This is a genomic window from Isoptericola variabilis (assembly GCF_050311655.1).
In the GTDB taxonomy this organism is placed as follows: domain Bacteria; phylum Actinomycetota; class Actinomycetes; order Actinomycetales; family Cellulomonadaceae; genus Isoptericola; species Isoptericola variabilis.
Genome location: NZ_JBNOZM010000010.1, coordinates 143,866 through 161,953, shown reverse-complemented (window position 1 = coordinate 161,953; position 18,088 = coordinate 143,866). Strand labels below are relative to the sequence as shown.

Below are 18,088 nucleotides of genomic sequence, written 5' to 3'. Positions count from 1 at the left end.
CGGCCCGGGGAGATGTCCAAGACCGCCCCGGAGGGACTGATAGCGTTCAGGAATGGATCTCTTGGAGGTGCGCGAGCTCAGGTACGTCGTCGCCGTCGCGGAGGAGCTCCACTTCGGGCGGGCCGCCGAGCGGCTCCGTATCGCCCAGCCGGCTCTGTCGAAGGCCGTCCGGAGGGTGGAGGAACGACTCGGCGTCCAGCTCTTCGCACGCACCAGCAGGAGCGTCGCGCTCACCGCGGCGGGGGAGGCTCTGCTCGAGCACGGCAGACCCGCGCTGAGCGCCGTCGCGGCGGCGGCGCAGGCCGCCCGGCGCGCAGAGGAGTCCAGCCCGCTGCGGCTGGCGCTGAAACCCGGCGGCGACGCCGGGCTGCTGTCCGCCCTGCTCGGGGCGTACGCGGACTACCCGAGGGCCAAGCAGGTCGACGTCGTCTTCCACGCCGGGCCGGAGCGCGCGTCCCTCGTGCGCGAGGGGCTCGCGGACGCGGCTCTGCTCTACTCGCCGTTCGAGGACAGTGCCGGGCTCCACACCACCACGCTCCATGTGGAGGGCCGGGTGGCCGTGGTACCGGCCGACCATCCGCTGGCGGCGCGCTCGAGCATCCGCCGTGCGGAGCTCGATGGGGAGCCCTTCCCGCGCTGGCGCGGGCAGCCGGACCAGGAGGCGGACGGCCCTGAGATCGCGGACGTCGCGGAGCTGATCCCGCTGGTCCGGCTCGGCCGCGCGGTCGCGGTCCTCCCGCGGTCGCTCGTGACGCCGACCCCCCAGGGGACGGCCTGCGTCCCGGTCGCCGACGCCGAGCCGAGCGCGATCGTCCTCGGGGTGGGTTCGACGGACCGTCGGGAGGCCGTCCGTGCACTCAGGGGAGCGGCCGCCAGGATCGGGCAACCGAGCGCGACGTCGTGAGCGGCCCCCGCCCGAGGAGGGCCACCGCCCCGGTGACCGGCACGCGCGGTGCCGGGGGCTCTCGGGGCGACACGCTCAGGCGTCGGGGCCGGAGGCGACGAGCAGCACGTGCAAGGTCCGCGGCCCGTGCACGCCCTCCACGCGGTCGAGCTCGATGTCCGACGTCGCGCTGGGGCCGGAGATCCAGGTGAGCGGCCGCTCGGGGTGCTCGCCCAGCAGGCGCACCGCCTCCGGCACGGTCTGCACCGCCTGGTCGGCGCGGACCACGCACAGGTGCACGTCGGGCACCAGCGAGATGGCGCGGCGGCCCTGGTCGGGCTCGCCGTCGAGCACGATCGTGCCCGTCTCGGAGATCGCGACCCGCGCGGCGGTGACGACGGCGGCCACGGCGTCGAGGTCCGTCGCGGCGAGCGGGTGCTCGCGCGAGTCGCGCACGACGTCGACGTCGTCCGGCAGCGCCGCCAGCCACGCGTCGTCGAGCCCGGCGGGGGCCACCACCCGCGCCCCGCGCGGGTTGTCAGGGCCAGGACCATCGGAACCTGCTCCTGGCCCTGACAGGTCGGCGACGAGGGCAGCGATGGTGGCGGGCAGGGCGTCGGCGGTCACCTGGTGCACGTGGGCCTTGTAGTCCACCAGCCGGTCGACGAGCTGCTCCAGCACCTCGGGCGAGCCGACGGCGTGCTCCCCGGCGGCGCGGTAGTCGCGCGGCACGGGCTCCGGGTGCGGCGCGGTGCCGACCTTGCCCGACGGCGTCGTGCCGGAGCCGGTCTGCCCCAGGGCCGCGCGCACCCGCGCCAGGACCTCGGTGCGTGCGTCGGTCATCGGGCACCCTCCTCGTTCTCGTGCTCCGCCTTCCACCACTGCCGGAACGTCTGCGGGGGCGGCGCGGGCAGGTCGCGCGCCTTCGTCCAGGCCGTCGCCGGCGGGGGAGCCACGGAGAGAGCGTGGTCGCGCCCGCCGAGCCCGCTACCGAGCGTCGCGGCGCGGCCGGCGAGGGCGAACCGGTCGCCGTCGGCCATGACCCACGACGCCGCCTTCATCGCCGTCCGCCACGGGTCGACGCCGCGCGACGAGCGGTCGGCGTCGACCTCCCGGGCGCGCAGGTCCACGAGGATCGACGGGATGTCGATCTTCACCGGGCAGACCTCGTAGCAGGCGCCGCACAGCGACGACGCGTACGGCAGGGAGGCGTTCGGGTCGTGGTGCCCGGAGACGCCGCCGGTCGACGCGGTGAGCTGCGGCGTGAGGATGGCGCCGATCGGCCCGGGGTACACCGAGCCGTAGGCGTGGCCGCCTACCCGCTCGTAGACGGGGCAGACGTTGAGGCACGCCGAGCAGCGGATGCAGTGCAGCGCGGAGCGCCCCACCTCGTCGGCGAGGACGTCGGTGCGGCCGTTGTCGAGCAGCACCAGGTGGAACTCCTGCGGCCCGTCGCCCGGCGTGACGCCCGTCCACAGCGACGTGTACGGGTTCATCCGCTCGCCGGTGGACGAGCGGGGGAGCAGCTGCAGGAACACCTCGAGGTCGTCGAACGTGGGCACGAGCTTCTCGATGCCCATGACCGTCACGAGCGTCTCGGGCAGCGTGAGGCACATGCGCCCGTTGCCCTCGGACTCGACGACGGCGAGCGTCCCCGTGTCCGCGACGGCGAAGTTGGCGCCGCTGACCGCCACCTTGGCGGACAGGAACTTGCGGCGCAGGTGCGCGCGGGCCGCCATGGCGAGCTCGCGCGGCACGTCCGACAGGTCGGGCGGGGCGTCGCCCATGCGGGCGAGGAAGATGTCGCGGATCTCCGACCGGTTGCGGTGGATCGCGGGCACGAGGATGTGCGACGGCATGTCGTCGGCGAGCTGCACGATGAGCTCCGCCAGGTCCGTCTCGATGGCGGCGATGCCCTCGTCGGCCAGCGCCTCGTTCAGCCCGATCTCCTGGGTGGCCATGGACTTGACCTTGACCACCTCGTCGGCGCCCTTCGCCTTCGCGATGTCCGCGACGATCCGGTTCGCCTCCGCCGCGTCGCGCGCCCAGTGCACGACGCCGCCGCGCGCGACGACGTTCTCCTCGAGCTGCTGCAGCAGGTCCGGCAGGTGCGCCATGACCTGCTGCTTCACGGCCGACCCGGCGTCGCGCAGCGCCTCCCAGTCGGGTACCTCGCCGACGACGGCGGCGCGCTTGGTGCGGATGACCTGCGTGGCGTGGCCGAGGTTGCGGCGCAGCTGGTCGTTCTTCAGGGTCTGCTTCGCGGCGGCGGGGAAGTCGTCGCCCCAGCGCAGCGGCTCCTGCGGGTGGGGGACGGGGCCGAACGGCTGGTCGGCGCCCGCGTCGTCGGGGCGGCGCAGCGTGCGCGGCAGGCCGAGGAACGTGCGGGTCATCGGGCGGCCTCCGTCCGTGCCGGGCGCTCGCGCTCCGGGCGGGTGAACGTCGTCTCGGGCAGGGGCGTGGGCTCCTCGCGCGTGGAGGCGAGCACCTCCGCCAGGTGCAGGGCGCGGATCCCGGTGCCCTGCCGGGACAGCCCGCCGCCGATGTGCATGAGGCAGGACATGTCGCCGGCGGTGAGCACCTCGGCGCCGGTGCCGCGCACGTTCGCCGTCTTGTCCTCGAGCATCGCGGCCGACGTGTCGGCGTTCTTCAGCGCGAACGTGCCGCCGAACCCGCAGCACGAGTCGGCCGCCGGCAGCTCCACGAGGTCGATGGACTCGACGGCGCGCAGCAGCCGCAGCGGCTTGTCGCCCACGTGCAGCATCCGCAGCGAGTGGCAGGTGGGGTGGTAGGTGACGCGGTGCGGGAACCAGGCGCCGACGTCGGTGAGGCCGAGCACGTCGACCAGCAGCTCGCTCAGCTCGTACGTCTTGGCGGAGACCGCCTCGGCCGTGGCGGCGAGGTCCTCGAGGCCCGCGCGGCGGCAGACCATCGCCTGCTGGTGGCGCACCGACCCGGTGCACGAGCCGGACGGCATGACGACGGCGTCCCACTCGCCGTCCGCGACGGGCGCGAACGTCTCCACGTGGTTGCGGATGACGGGCACCGCCTCGCGGAAGTAGCCCGTGTTGACGTGCATCTGCCCGCAGCACGCCTGGTCGGCGGGGAAGACGACCTCGTGGCCGAGGCGTTCCAGCAGCCGCACGGTCGCGCGCGGCGCCCCGGGGAACAGGGTGTCGGCGAGACAGGTGGCGGCGAGGGCGATGCGCATGCGACTCCTCTGTGCTTCGTGCGGTCGTGCTCGTGCGGTGCCGGCGCCAGGCCGCTGCGGTGCGGCTGTGGTCAGCCACCGTTCGGCTCGGTCCAGCATGACCCGGGCGGGTCGGGGGCGCCATGGCGGCGGCGCCGAGCGGCCACTGTAGCGGATGTGGTCAGACCATTGCTGCGCGCGGTCGTTACGCTGAGCCTGTGCGCACCCACGAACGAGTTCTCGCCCACCTCGAGGAGGGCATCGCCGCCGGCCGCTGGGGCCTCGGCGAGCGGCTGCCCGGAGAGCGGGCGCTCGCGGAGGACCTGGGTGTCTCCCGGCCCTCCGTGCGCGAGGCGATCCGCGTGCTCGACGCGCTCGGCATCGTGCGCCCGGGCGTCGGCTCCGGGCCCACCGCGGGCGCGGTCGTCATCGACCGGCCTGCCGCGGGCCTGGGCGCCGCGGTGCGGCTGCACGTCGCGACCGGCACGCTGCCGGTGCGGGACGTCGTCGCGACCCGCGTGCTGCTCGAGTCCTGGGCCGTGGCCCAGGCGGCGGAGCGGGTGGTCGACCATGCGCCCGGCACGGCGGCCCACCTGGAGGAGGCGCGCCGGCTCCTGGGCCGGATGGAGGACGACGACGTCTCGGCGGCGGAGTTCCTCGAGCTCGACCAGGCGTTCCACCTGGAGTTCGTGCGGATGGCCGGCAACGTGCTCGTCGAGGCCGTGATGACCGGGCTGCGCGGCGCCATCGGCGGGTACGTGGCCGTCGGGATCGAGCGGCTGCCGTCGTGGCCGCGCACCGCCACCCGGCTGCGCGCCGAGCACCGCGCCGTGCTCGACGCCGTCGCCGCCGGGGACGCCGCCGCCTCCGCCGCGGTGCGCGCGCACATCGAGGGCTTCTCCCGGGAGGCCGGCGTCTGACGCGGGCCTGCTCGCCAGACCGTCCGCCCGCGCACCGCGCACGCGCGTCGCGCGCAGGCGGCCTCGGCCTGTGGATCGCCGGGGACGGGTGTCCGCGGGGGCCGCTAGCGTCCTGCCGGTGGCCGCGAGCGGGCGGCCGGACGCGAGCGGCACGACGGGCGGGGTGAGGCATGGAGCGGGAGGAGGCCGCGCGGCTGGCGCGCGGCCTGATGGCCGACCACGGGCTGTCCGGCTGGACGTTCCGGTTCGACCGGGCACGCCGTCGCGCGGGCCTGTGCCGGTACGACCGTCGCGAGATCAGCCTGTCGGGGCCGCTGGCCGAGCTGTACGACGAGGCGGACGTGCGTGAGGTGGTGCTGCACGAGATCGCGCACGCGCTGGCCGGCGCGCGGCACGGGCACGACGCCGTCTGGCGCGCGACGGCACGGTCGATCGGCTCCACGGGGCGGCGCGTGGTGCGCGAGGGGAGCCCCGAGGTGGAGGGCGACTGGGCGGGGGTCTGCCCGGCCGGGCACCGGGTGACGCGGTTCCGCCGCCCGCAGCGGCCGCAGGCGTGCGCCCGCTGCTCGCCCGTCTTCGACCGGCGATACCTGCTGACCTGGACGTACCGCGGAGATCCGGTGCCCGAGCTCGGCGACCCGACCGAGGTCGAACCGAGCCTCGCGCCGGCCGAGACGCGGGTGGACCCGGCCGGCGTCAGGCCGGGGGAGCGGCTGCGCGTCGTCGCGCCGGGACGGTACGACGGCGTCGTCGGCACCGTCGTGAAGCGGGGGCGGACGCGGTTCCACCTGCGGGTCGGCAGGTCGGTGCTCACGGTGCCGTTCGCTCTCGTGGAGCGCCCGTGACGGCCATCGCCCCGCGACGGCGCGTGGCGCCGACCGGCCCCTGAGCGGCCCTGGCGTGCCGCCCATGCGGCGTCGCCGGAGCGTCTGAGCGGCTCGGCGTCGGTGCCTCTGCGGCAGCGAGGTGTGCCGCGACGTCGCCGCGACCTAGGGTTGTGCTTGCCCGGGCCGACGGGCATCATGGTCGCGCACCACCTGCTTGAATCCATTCAACCTCGGCGCCCGACGACGGTCGCCGACGGTGGCTCGACGACGAGACCTCGAGGTGAGCACCCGTGCCAGCACAGAACCGCCCAGCGCGTCCATCGTTGGAAAGCGCTACCCGATCTCCCGGTCGCCGCACGGCCGGGCCCGCCTGCCGCGCCCTCGCCGCAGGGGGGACTGCCGTCGGCCTGGTCCTCGCGGGCCTGTCCGCCACGGCAGCGGCCACGTCCGCGGCGGCGGCCGACGTGCCCGCCCCCGCCGCCGTCCGCGTCGCCCATGCCGCCGACGGCGCCCTGACGATGCGGTGGAACGAGGTGAAGGGCGCCGCCGGCTACGTGCTGTCGCGCAGCGACGCCGTCCACGGCGAGTACACCGAGGTGGCCCGCACGGACGAGCGCACCGTCTACGCCACGGACGACGTCGACACCGCCGTCGTGCACTACTACCGGGCGCAGGCGATCTCCGCCGACGGCACGCTGTCCGCCCCGTCCGCCGTCGCCGTCGGCACTCTGGTGGGCGCCGGCGTCGCGGACCCGGAGATCCCCTCCGGCGGTCTCACGCTCGACTTCGGCAACGGGGCGACGGCGCCCGGCGCGGCGCGGATCGTCGCGGGGCCCGCGTACTCGAAGGCGAGCCGCGTCGGGTTCGTGGACCCCGACCAGGTGACGCCCGTCCACCGCGACGGCGACGACCCGCTGCGCTCGGACCTGGTCCGCGTGGGCGACACTGAGCTCGTGATCGACCTGCCCGACGGCGACTACACCGTGGGCGTCGTCGCCGGCGACCCGGCGGCCGCCACCGACATCGCGATCACCGCCGAGCAGATGGCCAAGGTGCCCGCCACGCAGAAGGGCGCCGGGGAGTTCCTCGAGACGGAGTTCGACATCGCCCTGGTCGACGGGCAGCTCAACCTCGACTTCGCGGGCGCGGCGGCGAACCTCGCCGCCCTCACCGTCACCCCGCAGGCGCCGCGCGAGGCCGGCGCGGAGCCCACCGTGTTCGTCACCGGGGACTCCACCGTGCAGACCTACGACGACTACTGGGCGCCGCAGGCCGGCTGGGGGCAGATGCTCCAGCGGTTCCTCTCGGACGGCGTCACCGTCGACAACCACGCGATCGGCGGCCGCTCGTCGAAGAACTTCATCAGCCAGGGCCGTCTGGACACGGTGCTCCGCCAGATCCGGCCGGGCGACTACCTCTACGTGCAGTTCGGGCACAACGACAACAGCTACGGCGTCGACGACCGCTACGCCGCGCCCGCCGACTACCGCAACTACCTGCGGACCTTCGTCGACGGCGCCCGCCAGCGCGGCGCGACGCCGATCCTCGTCACGCCGGTGTCGCGGCGCAGCTTCGACTCCTCGGGCCACGCGAACGTCTCGTTCCCGCAGTACGTCGAGCAGGCGCGCGGCCTCGCCGCGGAGACCGGCACGCCGCTGGTCGACCTGTCCGCCTCCAGCCGCGCCTACCTCGACGAGATCGGGCCCGAGGCCGCGAAGTCGGTGTTCCTGTGGGTGCCGGCGGGCGTCTACCCGGCCCGCCCGGACGGCACGCAGGACGACACCCACTTCCAGGAGTACGGCGCCATCCAGATGGCGCGCCTGGTCGCGCAGGACACGGCGGCGCTCGACGTCCCGCTCGCCGACGAGGTCGTCGAGGCCGAGCCGCCGGCCGAGGTGCCGGCCGCGCCCTCCGGGCTTGCGGCGTCGTCGGTCTCGGGCACCGGGGCGACCCTGACCTGGGACGCCGTCGAGGGCGCCGACATCTACCGCGTGCTGCTCAAGGAGGCGGACGCAGGCGACGACGCCTACGCCCTGCGGACGACATCCACCATCGGTCGGGTCGACCTCACCGGGCTCGAGGCGGGCACGTCCTACGACGTGCGGGTCGTGGCCGTGAACGGCCGCGGCGACTCCGCGCCGTCGCAGCCGCTGCGCCTGACCACCAAGGAGCCGCTCTACCGCTTCGACGTGCAGCCCGCGGGCTCGGTGACGATGGACGGCTACCTGCCGCTGGAGGACACGACGCTCTACGCGCAGGGCCGGGGCTACGGCTTCACGTCGGCGACCGGGCCGGGCGGTCGCGACCGGGGCACGGGCTTCGACCCGGCGCCGACCGCCCTGCAGCGCGACTTCCTGCTGCCGTCGGCGAGCACGCCCCTCGCCGTCGACGTCGAGGACGGCACCTACGTCGTCGCCGTCGAGTGGGGCGACATGCTCGGCACCGCCAGCCTCGCGGTGACGCTCGAGGGCGAGGACCGCGGGTCGGCGAACGCCGGCCGCGGCGGCACCTCGACGCGCGTGCTGGCACCGGTCGAGGTGACCGACGGCCGGCTCGACGTCGTCGCGTCGGGCTGGCTCAACGGACTGACCATCACGCGCCTCGACGACGAGGCCACCACCACCGGAGGGAACCGATGACGACACGCCTGCGCCACCCCGCCGCACCCCCACGACGGAAGTCGCGCCCCCTCGCTGCCGGGGCGCTGACCCTCGGCCTCCTCCTGCCGCCGGTCGGCGCGGCGTCCGCCGCCGCGGACGACGGCAGCACGTCGTCGAGCACGACGTCGAGCACGTCGTCGACGACGCCGCAGCGACAGGCCGAGCGCATCGACCGCTCCCCGGTGGCCGTGGCCACCGGCGACGGGGTGTACGTCGGCTGGCGCATGCTCGGCGACGACCCGGAGGCGATCGGCTTCCACGTCTACCGCGACGGCGAACGGATCACGGACCGGCCGATCACGGGCTCGACCAACCTCGTCGACCCGGACGGCACGGCGGCCTCGACCTACCGCATCAGCGCCGTCGCCGGAGGGAGCGCGGTCGAGCGCTGGGCCACGGAGGAGTTCACGGTCTGGGACCAGCAGACCCTCGACGTCCCGCTCGACAAGCCCGCCGACGGCACGACGCCCGACGGCAAGGCGTACTCCTACCGCGCGAACGACGCGTCGGTGGGCGACGTGGACGGCGACGGGCAGTACGAGCTGGTGCTCAAGTGGGACCCGACCAACTCGCAGGACAACTCCAAGGGCGGGTACACGGGCAACGTGCTCGTCGACGCCTACGAGCTGGACGGCACGAGGCTGTGGCGGATCGACCTGGGCCGCAACGTCCGCGCGGGCGCGCACTACACCCAGCTCCAGGTCTTCGACTACGACGGCGACGGCCGCGCGGAGGTCATGGCCAAGACGGCGGACGGCACGGTCGACGGCGCGGGTACGGTGATCGGCGACGCCGACGCGGACTACCGCAACGCCTCCGGGTACGTGCTCGCCGGGCCGGAGTTCCTCACCGTCTTCGACGGCGAGACGGGCGCCGCCCTCGACACCGTCGACTACACGCCGCCGCGCGGCACGGTCACCGACTGGGGCGACGGGTACGGCAACCGCGTCGACCGGTTCCTCGCGGGCACCGCCTACCTCGACGGCGAGCACCCGAGCGCGATCTTCTCCCGCGGCTACTACACGCGGGCCGTGATCGCGGCGTACGACTTCGACGGCGAGCACCTCACGCAGCGCTGGGTGTTCGACTCGAAGACCGCAGGCAAGGAGTACGAGGGGCAGGGCAACCACAACCTGTCCGTCGCGGACGTCGACGGCGACGCGAGGGACGAGATCGTCTTCGGCTCGATGACGATCGACGACGACGGCTCCGCGCTCTACAACACGAGGCTCGGGCACGGGGACGCCTTGCACGTGGGCGACCTGGACCCGTGCCGCCCGGGGCTCGAGGTGTTCGCGGCGCACGAGTCGATGAGCGCGTCGGGGAACCGCGGAGCCACGTTCCGCGACGCCGCGACGGGCGAGGTGCTGTGGTCGATCCCGGCCACGCGTGACACCGGCCGGGCCGCCGCAGGCGACATCGACCCGCGCTACGCCGGCGCCGAGGGCTGGGCCGTGGGCGGCGACGCCGCGTGGAACTCCCGGGTGGGAGAGCTGCACGCCGCGTCCGGCGAGCTCATCGGGAACACCATCCCGGCCGCCAACTTCCTCACCTACTGGGACGGCGACCTGCTCGCGGAGATCGGCGACCACGACTTCGACGAGGGTCCCCGCACGGGCGTGCCCACCATCGCGAAGTGGGACTACGAGAACGGCGAGGAGGTCGAGATCTACCGCGCCACGGGCACGCTGTCGAACAACGACACCAAGGGCAACCCCGCCCTGCAGGCGGACCTGTTCGGCGACTGGCGCGAGGAGATCGTCACCCGCACGGAGGACTCGACCGCGCTGCGGATCGCCACCACGGTGATCCCGACCGAGCACCGGCTGCGCACCCTGATGTCCGACCCGGTCTACCGGCTCGGCGTCGCCTGGCAGAACACCGCGTACAACCAGCCGCCCCACACGTCGTACTTCCTCGGCGAGGGGATGACGACGCCCGCCGCCCCGTCGCTGGCGTACACGACGCCGGCCCGCCCGGGGGAGAAGGTCGGCCGCTGACCTGCCCGCGTCGCGAGCACGGGTGAGACCAGGGCGGGTGCGGTGGGATGATCGCTCCCATGAGTGAGTCCACCGCACCCGCCCTGACCCTGCCGGCGGGTGCCGCCGGTTCCAGGATCGTCGGCATCGGGCACCACCAGCCCGAGAAGGTCATGACCAACGACGACATCGCGCAGCTCGTCGAGACCAACGACGAGTGGATCCGCTCGCGGACCGGCATCGTCACGCGCCACGTCGCGGCGGACCACGTGACCGTCGCGGACATGGCGACGGAGGCCGCCCGGCACGCGCTCGACGACGCCGGCGTCCCCGCCGCCGACGTCGACCTCGTGGTGGTGGCGACCACGACGGCGTTCGACCGGTCGCCCAACACGGCCGGCCGCGTCGCCTACGCCCTGCGGACGGGCGTCCAGCCCGGGGCGAGCACCCCCGAGGGCGAGGACGAGCCCGACCTGCGGGGCGTCGTCGGGCCCGCCGTCATCGACCTCAACACGGCCTGCTCCGGCTTCGCGTACGCCACGGGCGTCGCCGACCAGGCGATCCGGTCCGGCTCCGCGCGCACCGCCGTCGTGATCGGCTCGGAGAAGCTCACCGCCGTGACCGACTGGTCCGACCGCAGCAGCTGCATCCTCACCGCCGACGGCGCGGGTGCCGTCGTGCTGCAGGCCTCGGACGCCCCCGCCGTCGGGCCCGTCGTCTGGGGCTCGGAGCCCGAGATCACGCCCGCCGTGCGCATCGAGGCGCCCGCCGACAAGTTCGTCCAGGACGGCCGCGCCGTCTTCAAGTGGGCCATCACCCGGGCGGCCGATCGTGCGCGCCGGATCGTCGAGGCCTCGGGCCTCACGCTCGACGACATCGGCGTCCTGGCCGCGCACCAGGCGAACCTGCGCATCATCGAGCCGCTGGCGAAGTCGCTCGGGCTCGAGGACCGCGTCGTGCTGACGGACATCACGGAGTCCGGCAACACGTCGGCCGCGTCCATCCCGATGGGCCTGTCCAAGTGGTGGCACGACGGCAAGATCCCGGCGAGCACGCCGGCGCTGCTCTTCGGCTTCGGCGGCGGATTCACCTGGGCCGGCCAGGTGGTCATCACCCCGTCGCGGTAGTCCCGTCCGGGGGTGGGGCCGGGGGCGCGGCTCGGGTAGGCTGACGGAAACCGCTTACCGACGTCGCCGTCGCGGCGACACGCAAGGAGATCGACGATGCCCTCCGTCCCCACCTCCACCGGCAGCCCCGCCAGCGCCCCGTCGGGCACCGGCCGCCGCCGCTACGCCGTCGCGGGCACGGGCCATCGCGCCGGCATGTACGTGAACGCGCTGATCGGGGAGCACGCCGACGACGGCGAGATCGTCGCGTGGGTGGAGCCCAACCCGGTGCGCGCGGCCGTGCACGAGGCGAAGGTCGCCGCCGCCGTGGGCGGCGAGCGCCCCGTCTACCACCCCGACCACCTGGAGAAGGCCCTCGACGAGCAGCGGGTCGACCGGCTCATCGTGACCTCGGTCGACAACACCCACGCGGACCTGGTCTCCCGGGCGCTGCGCGCGGGCGTCGACGTCGTCGTCGAGAAGCCGATCGCCGCCACCGAGGACGAGGCGCGGCAGATCGCGGACGCCGTCGCCGAGACCGGCCGCGACCTCACGATGACGTTCAACTACCGCTACTCGCCACGGAACTCCGCGCTGCGCGAGGTCATCGCCTCCGGCGAGATCGGGCAGGTGCTGAGCGTCCACTTCGACTGGGCCCTCGACACCGTGCACGGCGCGGACTACTTCCGCCGCTGGCACCGCGAGAAGGTCAACAACGGCGGCCTCCTGGTGCACAAGTCCAGCCACCACTTCGACCTGGTCAACTGGTGGATCGACGCCGTGCCGCAGCGGGTCTTCGCCAGCGGCGGCCGCCGGTTCTACGGCGACGACGCCGCCCACGCCGTCGGCTACGAGCCGACCGCGGGGGAGAAGGCGCTGAACGAGCAGGGCGTGGACCCGTGGCGCATCGACGTCGAGGCCGACCCGTACCTCGCCGAGCTGTACGGCCCCGAGGCGCAGGCCGTGGACGGCTACCGCCGCGACCGCAGCGTCTTCGACGCCGGCATCACCACCGAGGACACGCTCGGGCTGGTGGTCGAGTACGCCGGCGGCCCGGTGCTCACCTACTCGCTCACGGCCAGCGCGCCGTGGGAGGGGTACCGGGTGGTCGTCAACGGCTCGCGCGGTCGGGCCGAGCTCGAGGTGGTCGAGCGCGGGTCCGTCGTCTTCGGCGCGGACGGCAAGGCGACCGTCGACCCGAGCTTCACCGCGACGTTCGGCGAGGACACGGTGCGTCCCGAGGCCGAGCGGCTCGTCGTGCAGAAGCACTGGGAGCGCGCGGAGGAGCGGCCGATCGTCGCCGTCGGGCACGGCGGGCACGGGGGCGGCGACGCCCTGCTGCTGGCCGACGTGTTCCGCGGCCGCACCGAGGCCGACCCGCTCGGCCGCGCCGCCGGCTTCCGCGACGGCCTGCGCGCGTCCGGCGTCGGCTACGCCGGCAACCGGTCGCTCGCCACGGGCGACCCGGTGCGCCTCGACGACCTGGGCCTCGGCATCGACCTCTGACACCGACCGCCAGATCGAGGGAGCCGTCGCGAGATCGACCCACCGTGGGTCGATCTCGCGACGGCTCCCTTGATCTCGCGGGGTGTCAGCGGGGCAGGAGGGACGTCAGCACGCCCGCCCCGGCGCCGGCGTCGACGACCGCGGGCACGGCCCGGGTGGGCAGCAGCCGGTAGCGGTAGTGGTCGGACGGCGTCCACCGGGCCTCGTCGGCGAGCGGCGCGTCGGCCGCGGAGTTGAACGCGCCGACGACGTCGACGGGGCTGCCGTTCACCAACGTGCCGGTCTCGCGCAGCATCGTGCCGCCGTAGGCGCCCACGGCCCGCGCCGGGTCGACGCCCGGGGCGAGGTGCAGCGCGTTGTTCTCCACGACCAGGCTCGACTCCTTGCCGGCGCCCCAGAAGTACTGGAACTTCTCCTGGGTCGACTGCTCGTAGGAGTTGTCGTAGACGTGCACGTCGCCGAAGCGCACGCGCGGCGCGCGCTGGCCGATGTCCTGGAAGTGGTTGTGGTGGATCGTCACGCGGTGCTGGCCGCGGTCCTGCAACCGCGAGTCGGACGAGCCGATGATCATCGTCTTGTCGTGGGACTCGAAGCGGTTCCACGACACGGTCACCAGGTCGCCGCCGTGCGTGACGTCGAGCAGGCCGTCGTGGATCTCGAACGGCCGACCGAACACCGTGGGCAGCGAGGATGCCGGGTGGTCGCCGTCGTCGAAGGTGTTGTGGTCCACCCACACGCCGGTCGACGTCCAGACCGACAGGTTGTCGTAGGCGGAGTTCCAGCTGCCGAGGTCGCCGTCGGTGGGGTCCCACTGCGGGAAGCAGTCGCGACCGTCCGACAGGGTCAGGTTGCGCACGATGACGTTGTGCGCGTCGCGGATCCGCAGGTTCGCGCCGACGATCCGGGCGTCGTCGCCCACGCCGACGATCGTGACGTTCGAGCCGACGTGCACCTGCGTCAGCGCGGCCTGCGCCTTGGCGGCCGCGGCTCGCGCGTCCTCGAGCGGGCCCGCGGGCTCCTCGGTGCCCCAGACGGCGGGGTCGTACGCCGCGATGTAGTCCGTCATGGAGAACGGCTCGCCGGTGCCCGCCACCGGCACGCGGGCGGCGAGGTCCTGGCACTCCACGGCCTCCCCGCCCGGTCCCGTGAACGCGTCGATCGTGCCGCGCACGTAGACGATGCGCGGGACCTCGAGGCCGCGGCCGTCGTCGAGGTCGGCTCCCGCACGGCCGCCCAGGGCGTCGCGCAGCTCCGCCCACGTGTCGACGACGTACACCTCGGACGCGGCGGCCTCGGCGCCCCCGGTGACGGGTTCGGCGTCACGCGTGACGCCCTCGGGGGAGGTGGTCGTGGCGACCGAGGCCCAGCCGTCCGCGCCGGGGGTCACGACCTGGCGGCCGAGGTCGGCGCGCGCAGGATGTCCGGGGCCGGGCGGCCCGCCGTGGGCGGAGGCGGCGCCGGCGCCCGTCGTGACCAGCAGCGCGGCGGCGGCGAGGGCGGCGGCCGCACGCGGACGGTGTCGGCCCGGGAGGGCAGGGGCAGGCTGGGACATGGTGCGAAACTCCTTCGTTCCGACGGTGGTCGGCCGACGACGATGTCGGCCTGAGGCGTGCGGTCAGCGGGTCCAGGGCGCTCCGAGCTCCGCGAACGTGCGCTGCGTGCGCGCGACCTCGGAGCACCAGTGCTCGACGTCGCGCACGACGGGGCGCCGGTCGTCGCCGTCGCCCCGCCACTCGACGTGCTCGGGCGCGATCGGGGTCGGGTCGGCGCTGGTGCGCACGGCCTCCAGCACGCGCATGAACGCGCCGGTGTCGCGGACGTCGCACAGCAGGGGACGACGGTCGTCGACGCGGGCGGCGAGCAGGTCGTCCAGCAACGAGGTGCGGCCGTAGGTCTTGTCCATCTGCACGGCGCCGGTGCGCAGCAGCAGGCGGTCGTGCTCGTACTCGAGCACCAGCTCGCCGCGGGTGCCGGTGACGACCACGCGTGCGGGCGTGCGCTCCGCCGCGCACAGCGTGAGCCCGAAGCCGTACCGCCGGCCGGCGGCGTCCTTGACCCGCACCGCGGAGGTGTCGTCCGCCTCGATCGGGTTGGCGCGGTACAGGTCGGTGTCCACCCAGGCGACGTCCTGCGAGGTGGTCGCCCCGCCGAGCCGCAGCGTGGTGGCGACCGCGTGGGCCAGCGGGTTGGTCACCACGCCGTCGACGACGTCGCGCCCGTCGAGCCGGCGGCGGCCCGCCCAGGCGGCGCGCCTCCAGTACGACGCGGTGCGCACCCAGGTGCCGACGGCGCCGAGGCCCTGCACCTCGCCGATCTCGCCGCGGGCCAGCAGGTCCGCGGCCGCGGGCAGCGCGTGCGAGCCGAACGTCTGGAAGCCCACCTGGCAGCGGCGGCCCGTGCGCTCGGCCACCGCGACGAGCTCGGCGTGCTCGGCGAGCGACGCGGTCGTCGGCTTCTCCAGCAGCACGTCGATGCCCGCCTCCATGGCCGCGCGGGCGAGCGGCAGGTGGGTGGGGATGGGCGTGCTCAGCACGACGACGTCCACCCGCGCCTGCGGCGCGGACAGCAGGTCCCCGAGCGTGGGGAACCAGGGGACCCCGGCGTCGTGCGCGTCGTGGCCGGGGCCCGGCTCGCGCGGGTCGACGACGGCGGCGAGCCGCGCCCCTCCGCTGCGCTGCAGCTCGAGCACCCGGCGCACGTGGGAGGCGCCGTGGCCGTGCAGGCCCACGACCGCGATCTGCGGGGCGATCCGGTGGGCGGAGCCGTCGGAGGTCGGGTCGGTCATCGTCGTCCTGTCCGTGTCGTGGCGGCGTGCCGGAGTCGGCGCGGCCGCGGTGGTCAGCGCAGCGAGGCGGCGAGCGCCGCGGCCTCGTCGTGGTCGAGCGCGCGGTCCACGAGCGCGGCCACGACGCCCGTCTCGACGGTGCCGCCCGCGGGCACGACGAGCGGGGCGTCCCAGGCGAGCGCCGGGCCGGCGCCGGGGTACTCCGCGGCGCGCAGGAACCAGGGCCGCGGCGGCGACGTCTGCGCGAGCAGCAGCGTCGTCGGGCGGTCCTGCTCGTGGGGCTGGGCGTAGGGGTCGTGGTGCTGCTGCACGTACGCGACCCAGGGCGACGTGCTGCCGTGCGCCAGGGCCTCGCCCTCGCCCCGCTGCGACAGCACGACCGTGCGCTGCGACATCGGCGCGCGCCAGAACACGCCGCCGTACCCGGCGCCGGGGCGTCCGTTGGTGGCGGGCGAGCGGATCTCCAGCGGCTGGTACGACGCGTGCAGCGTGGTGCGCCAGTCGAGCACCCACGTGCCGTCGTCGAGGAGGCGGGCGCCGAGCCGGCGCTGCTCGTCGAGGAGGGGGTTGCCGTGCTCGTCGTCCCAGCGCACCGTGTCGTGCAGCACGTGGGGGGCGAGCGGGTCGACCTCCGTGCGCGTGCTCACCTGGCGGCCGTGGTTCGGCAGCAGCGTCGGCCCGACGTCGGCGACGAACGTGCGGCCGCCCCAGAAGCTCGTGCCGTTGACGTCGGGCACCGCCACGCTCACGCCGTAGTGGTGCCGGTGGTCCACCGGCTCGGACTCGGTGAGGGCCACGCCCGCCAGCGAGTGCAAGGGGTGGAGGTAGGGGCGGGGGGAGTGGATGGCGGGCAGCCGCTCCCCGTCGACGTACCGCGCCAGCGGCACCCGGTCGCGCGTGTGGCGCAGCACGATCTCGCGCGGCTCCACGGACCACGTCGGGCCCGGGTCGACGACGTCGGCCTCGGGCGCCGCTGTGGGCTCGGGCTCGCTGACCACGGCCCGCGCGATGCTGCGCGGCACCGGCCCGGTGCTGGAGCGCGCCTCGAGGCGGGCCGTGAACCGGGTGGTGGTGGCCGCGTGCGCGTCGTCGTCGATGACGGCGTGCAGCTCGCGCCACGCCTGCCGGCCCAGCTCGGCCTGGGGCACGGACACGGTGGTCAGGCCGGGGGTGGCGTAGCGGGCGAGGTCGATGTCGTCGTAGCCGGCCACGGAGATGTCGCCCGGCACGGCGACGCCCGCCTCGTTGAGCGCGGCCAGGAGGCCGAACGCCACGAGGTCGTTGTAGGCGACGACGGCGGTGGCGCGGCTCGCCAGCACCTCGCCCGCGGCGGCGTGCCCGGAGGCCAGGTCGGCGCCCACCGGGAGCTCGACGATCTCGAGGTCCGGGTGGCGCTCGAGGGCGGCGGCGAGGCCGGTGCGCCGGGCGACGTCGGTCGCGGCGGCCCGCGGCCCGGCGAGGTAGGCGAGCCGCCGGTGGCCGAGGCCGACGAGGTGCTCGACGACCTGCACGGTCGCGTCCTCGTAGTCGATGACCAGGCTCGGGGTGGACGGGTGCTCGACGGGGCGGTTGATCACCGCCGCCGGCGACACGAGGGGGAGCAACGCGTCGAGGGCGGTGCCGGGCATGCGGGGCGCGACCAGGATGAGCGCGTCGCACCGCATGCGCGCCTCGCGGGCGATGGCGGCCTCCTCGGAGGGGTCCTCGGCGGCGTCGGCCACGAGGACCCGGTAGCCGTCCTCGGCGGCGGCGGACGTCACGCCGCGCAGGATCTGCTGGAACACCGGGTTGCCCAGGTCGGGCACCACGAGGGCGACGGTCTCCGTGCGCCCGAGGGACAGGCTGCGCGCCACGTTGCTCGGGCGGTAGTTGAGGTCGATCGCCGCCTCCTGCACGCGGGCGGCGATCGCCGGGTCCACGGTGCTGCGACCGTTCATCACGCGGGAGACCGTGGCGCGCGAGACGCCCGCGGCGGCGGCGACGTCCGCGATGGTGACGGACGGGCGCCGGACGTTCAGCTCAGGCATCGATGCCTCCTCGGGCTCACGAGCCGACCGTACACCATTGGAAACCGGTTCCTCTCGTGGTACGTTCCCGAGAAGCAACCGGTTTCCAGGAGCCGTGCTCCTGGAAACCCTCGGATCGACGAAGATCGGGAGGCCGGCGATGACGCCCACGAGCACGCCGATCGGCTGCGTGATCGGACACGTGACCGGCGGCCCGGACGGCGAG

Annotated in this window: 13 protein-coding genes; 7 read left to right on the top strand and 6 right to left on the bottom strand. The window is 74.7% G+C overall.

Features of this window, described 5'->3' with window-relative positions; genetic code table 11:
• The first annotated feature begins 52 nt into the window (after positions 1-52).
• On the top strand, positions 53-904 hold the full coding sequence (locus tag ACQP60_RS19755; RefSeq protein ID WP_429736115.1) for a LysR family transcriptional regulator: 852 nt from the start codon (positions 53-55) through the stop codon (positions 902-904).
• 75 nt (positions 905-979) lie between these two features.
• Here the strand turns inward: ACQP60_RS19755 and ACQP60_RS19750 are convergent, their stop codons facing one another.
• The 3 genes from ACQP60_RS19750 to ACQP60_RS19740 are packed head-to-tail and all read right to left on the bottom strand — an operon-like array spanning position 980 to position 4,094.
• Complete coding sequence (locus ACQP60_RS19750; protein ID WP_429736113.1) at positions 980-1,726, bottom strand: LutC/YkgG family protein; 747 nt, start codon at positions 1,724-1,726, stop codon at positions 980-982.
• Entirely contained in the window at positions 1,723-3,276 is a 1,554-nt protein-coding gene (locus ACQP60_RS19745; protein WP_429736111.1) for a LutB/LldF family L-lactate oxidation iron-sulfur protein, read from the bottom strand. Before ACQP60_RS19745 ends, ACQP60_RS19750 begins: the two co-directional genes overlap by 4 nt.
• Entirely contained in the window at positions 3,273-4,094 is an 822-nt protein-coding gene (locus ACQP60_RS19740; protein WP_429736109.1) for a (Fe-S)-binding protein, read from the bottom strand. The genes ACQP60_RS19745 and ACQP60_RS19740 overlap by 4 nt, the downstream gene beginning before the upstream one ends.
• Positions 4,095-4,291: 197 nt before the next feature.
• On the opposite strand from ACQP60_RS19740, the gene ACQP60_RS19735 reads away from it, so the two are divergent.
• The 6 genes from ACQP60_RS19735 to ACQP60_RS19710 all read left to right on the top strand — a co-directional run bounded on the left by ACQP60_RS19735 (position 4,292) and on the right by ACQP60_RS19710 (position 13,071).
• Positions 4,292-4,993: a FadR/GntR family transcriptional regulator gene (locus ACQP60_RS19735; protein WP_429736107.1), complete on the top strand. Its 702-nt coding sequence runs from the start codon at positions 4,292-4,294 to the stop codon at positions 4,991-4,993.
• Positions 4,994-5,163: 170 nt separating this feature from the next.
• Positions 5,164-5,838 carry a SprT-like domain-containing protein gene (locus ACQP60_RS19730; RefSeq protein ID WP_429736105.1) on the top strand — a complete coding sequence of 225 codons (675 nt, stop codon included), beginning with the start codon at positions 5,164-5,166 and terminating at the stop codon, positions 5,836-5,838.
• A 446-nt stretch (positions 5,839-6,284) separates the two neighbouring features.
• The gene (locus ACQP60_RS19725; protein ID WP_429736103.1) at positions 6,285-8,459 is read left to right on the top strand and encodes a GDSL-type esterase/lipase family protein; all 2,175 of its coding nucleotides are present in this window, start codon (positions 6,285-6,287) and stop codon (positions 8,457-8,459) included.
• Positions 8,456-10,480, top strand: a complete 2,025-nt coding sequence (locus tag ACQP60_RS19720) for a rhamnogalacturonan lyase (protein WP_429736101.1) — start codon at positions 8,456-8,458, stop codon at positions 10,478-10,480. The genes ACQP60_RS19725 and ACQP60_RS19720 overlap by 4 nt, the downstream gene beginning before the upstream one ends.
• Positions 10,481-10,539: 59 nt before the next feature.
• Entirely contained in the window at positions 10,540-11,586 is a 1,047-nt protein-coding gene (locus ACQP60_RS19715) for a beta-ketoacyl-ACP synthase III (protein ID WP_429736099.1), read from the top strand.
• A gap of 96 nt (positions 11,587-11,682) precedes the next feature.
• On the top strand, positions 11,683-13,071 hold the full coding sequence (locus tag ACQP60_RS19710; protein ID WP_429736097.1) for a Gfo/Idh/MocA family oxidoreductase: 1,389 nt from the start codon (positions 11,683-11,685) through the stop codon (positions 13,069-13,071).
• 85 nt (positions 13,072-13,156) lie between these two features.
• Here ACQP60_RS19710 and ACQP60_RS19705 read toward each other — a convergent pair whose 3' ends face one another.
• The 3 genes from ACQP60_RS19705 to ACQP60_RS19695 all read right to left on the bottom strand — a co-directional run bounded on the left by ACQP60_RS19705 (position 13,157) and on the right by ACQP60_RS19695 (position 17,883).
• Positions 13,157-14,623 carry a pectate lyase family protein gene (locus tag ACQP60_RS19705; protein ID WP_429736095.1) on the bottom strand — a complete coding sequence of 489 codons (1,467 nt, stop codon included), beginning with the start codon at positions 14,621-14,623 and terminating at the stop codon, positions 13,157-13,159.
• 63 nt (positions 14,624-14,686) lie between these two features.
• On the bottom strand, positions 14,687-15,856 hold the full coding sequence (locus ACQP60_RS19700) for a Gfo/Idh/MocA family protein (protein ID WP_429736093.1): 1,170 nt from the start codon (positions 15,854-15,856) through the stop codon (positions 14,687-14,689).
• Positions 15,857-15,909: 53 nt separating this feature from the next.
• Positions 15,910-17,883, bottom strand: a complete 1,974-nt coding sequence (locus ACQP60_RS19695; protein WP_429736091.1) for a DUF6807 family protein — start codon at positions 17,881-17,883, stop codon at positions 15,910-15,912.
• Positions 17,884-18,088: the final 205 nt, after the last annotated feature.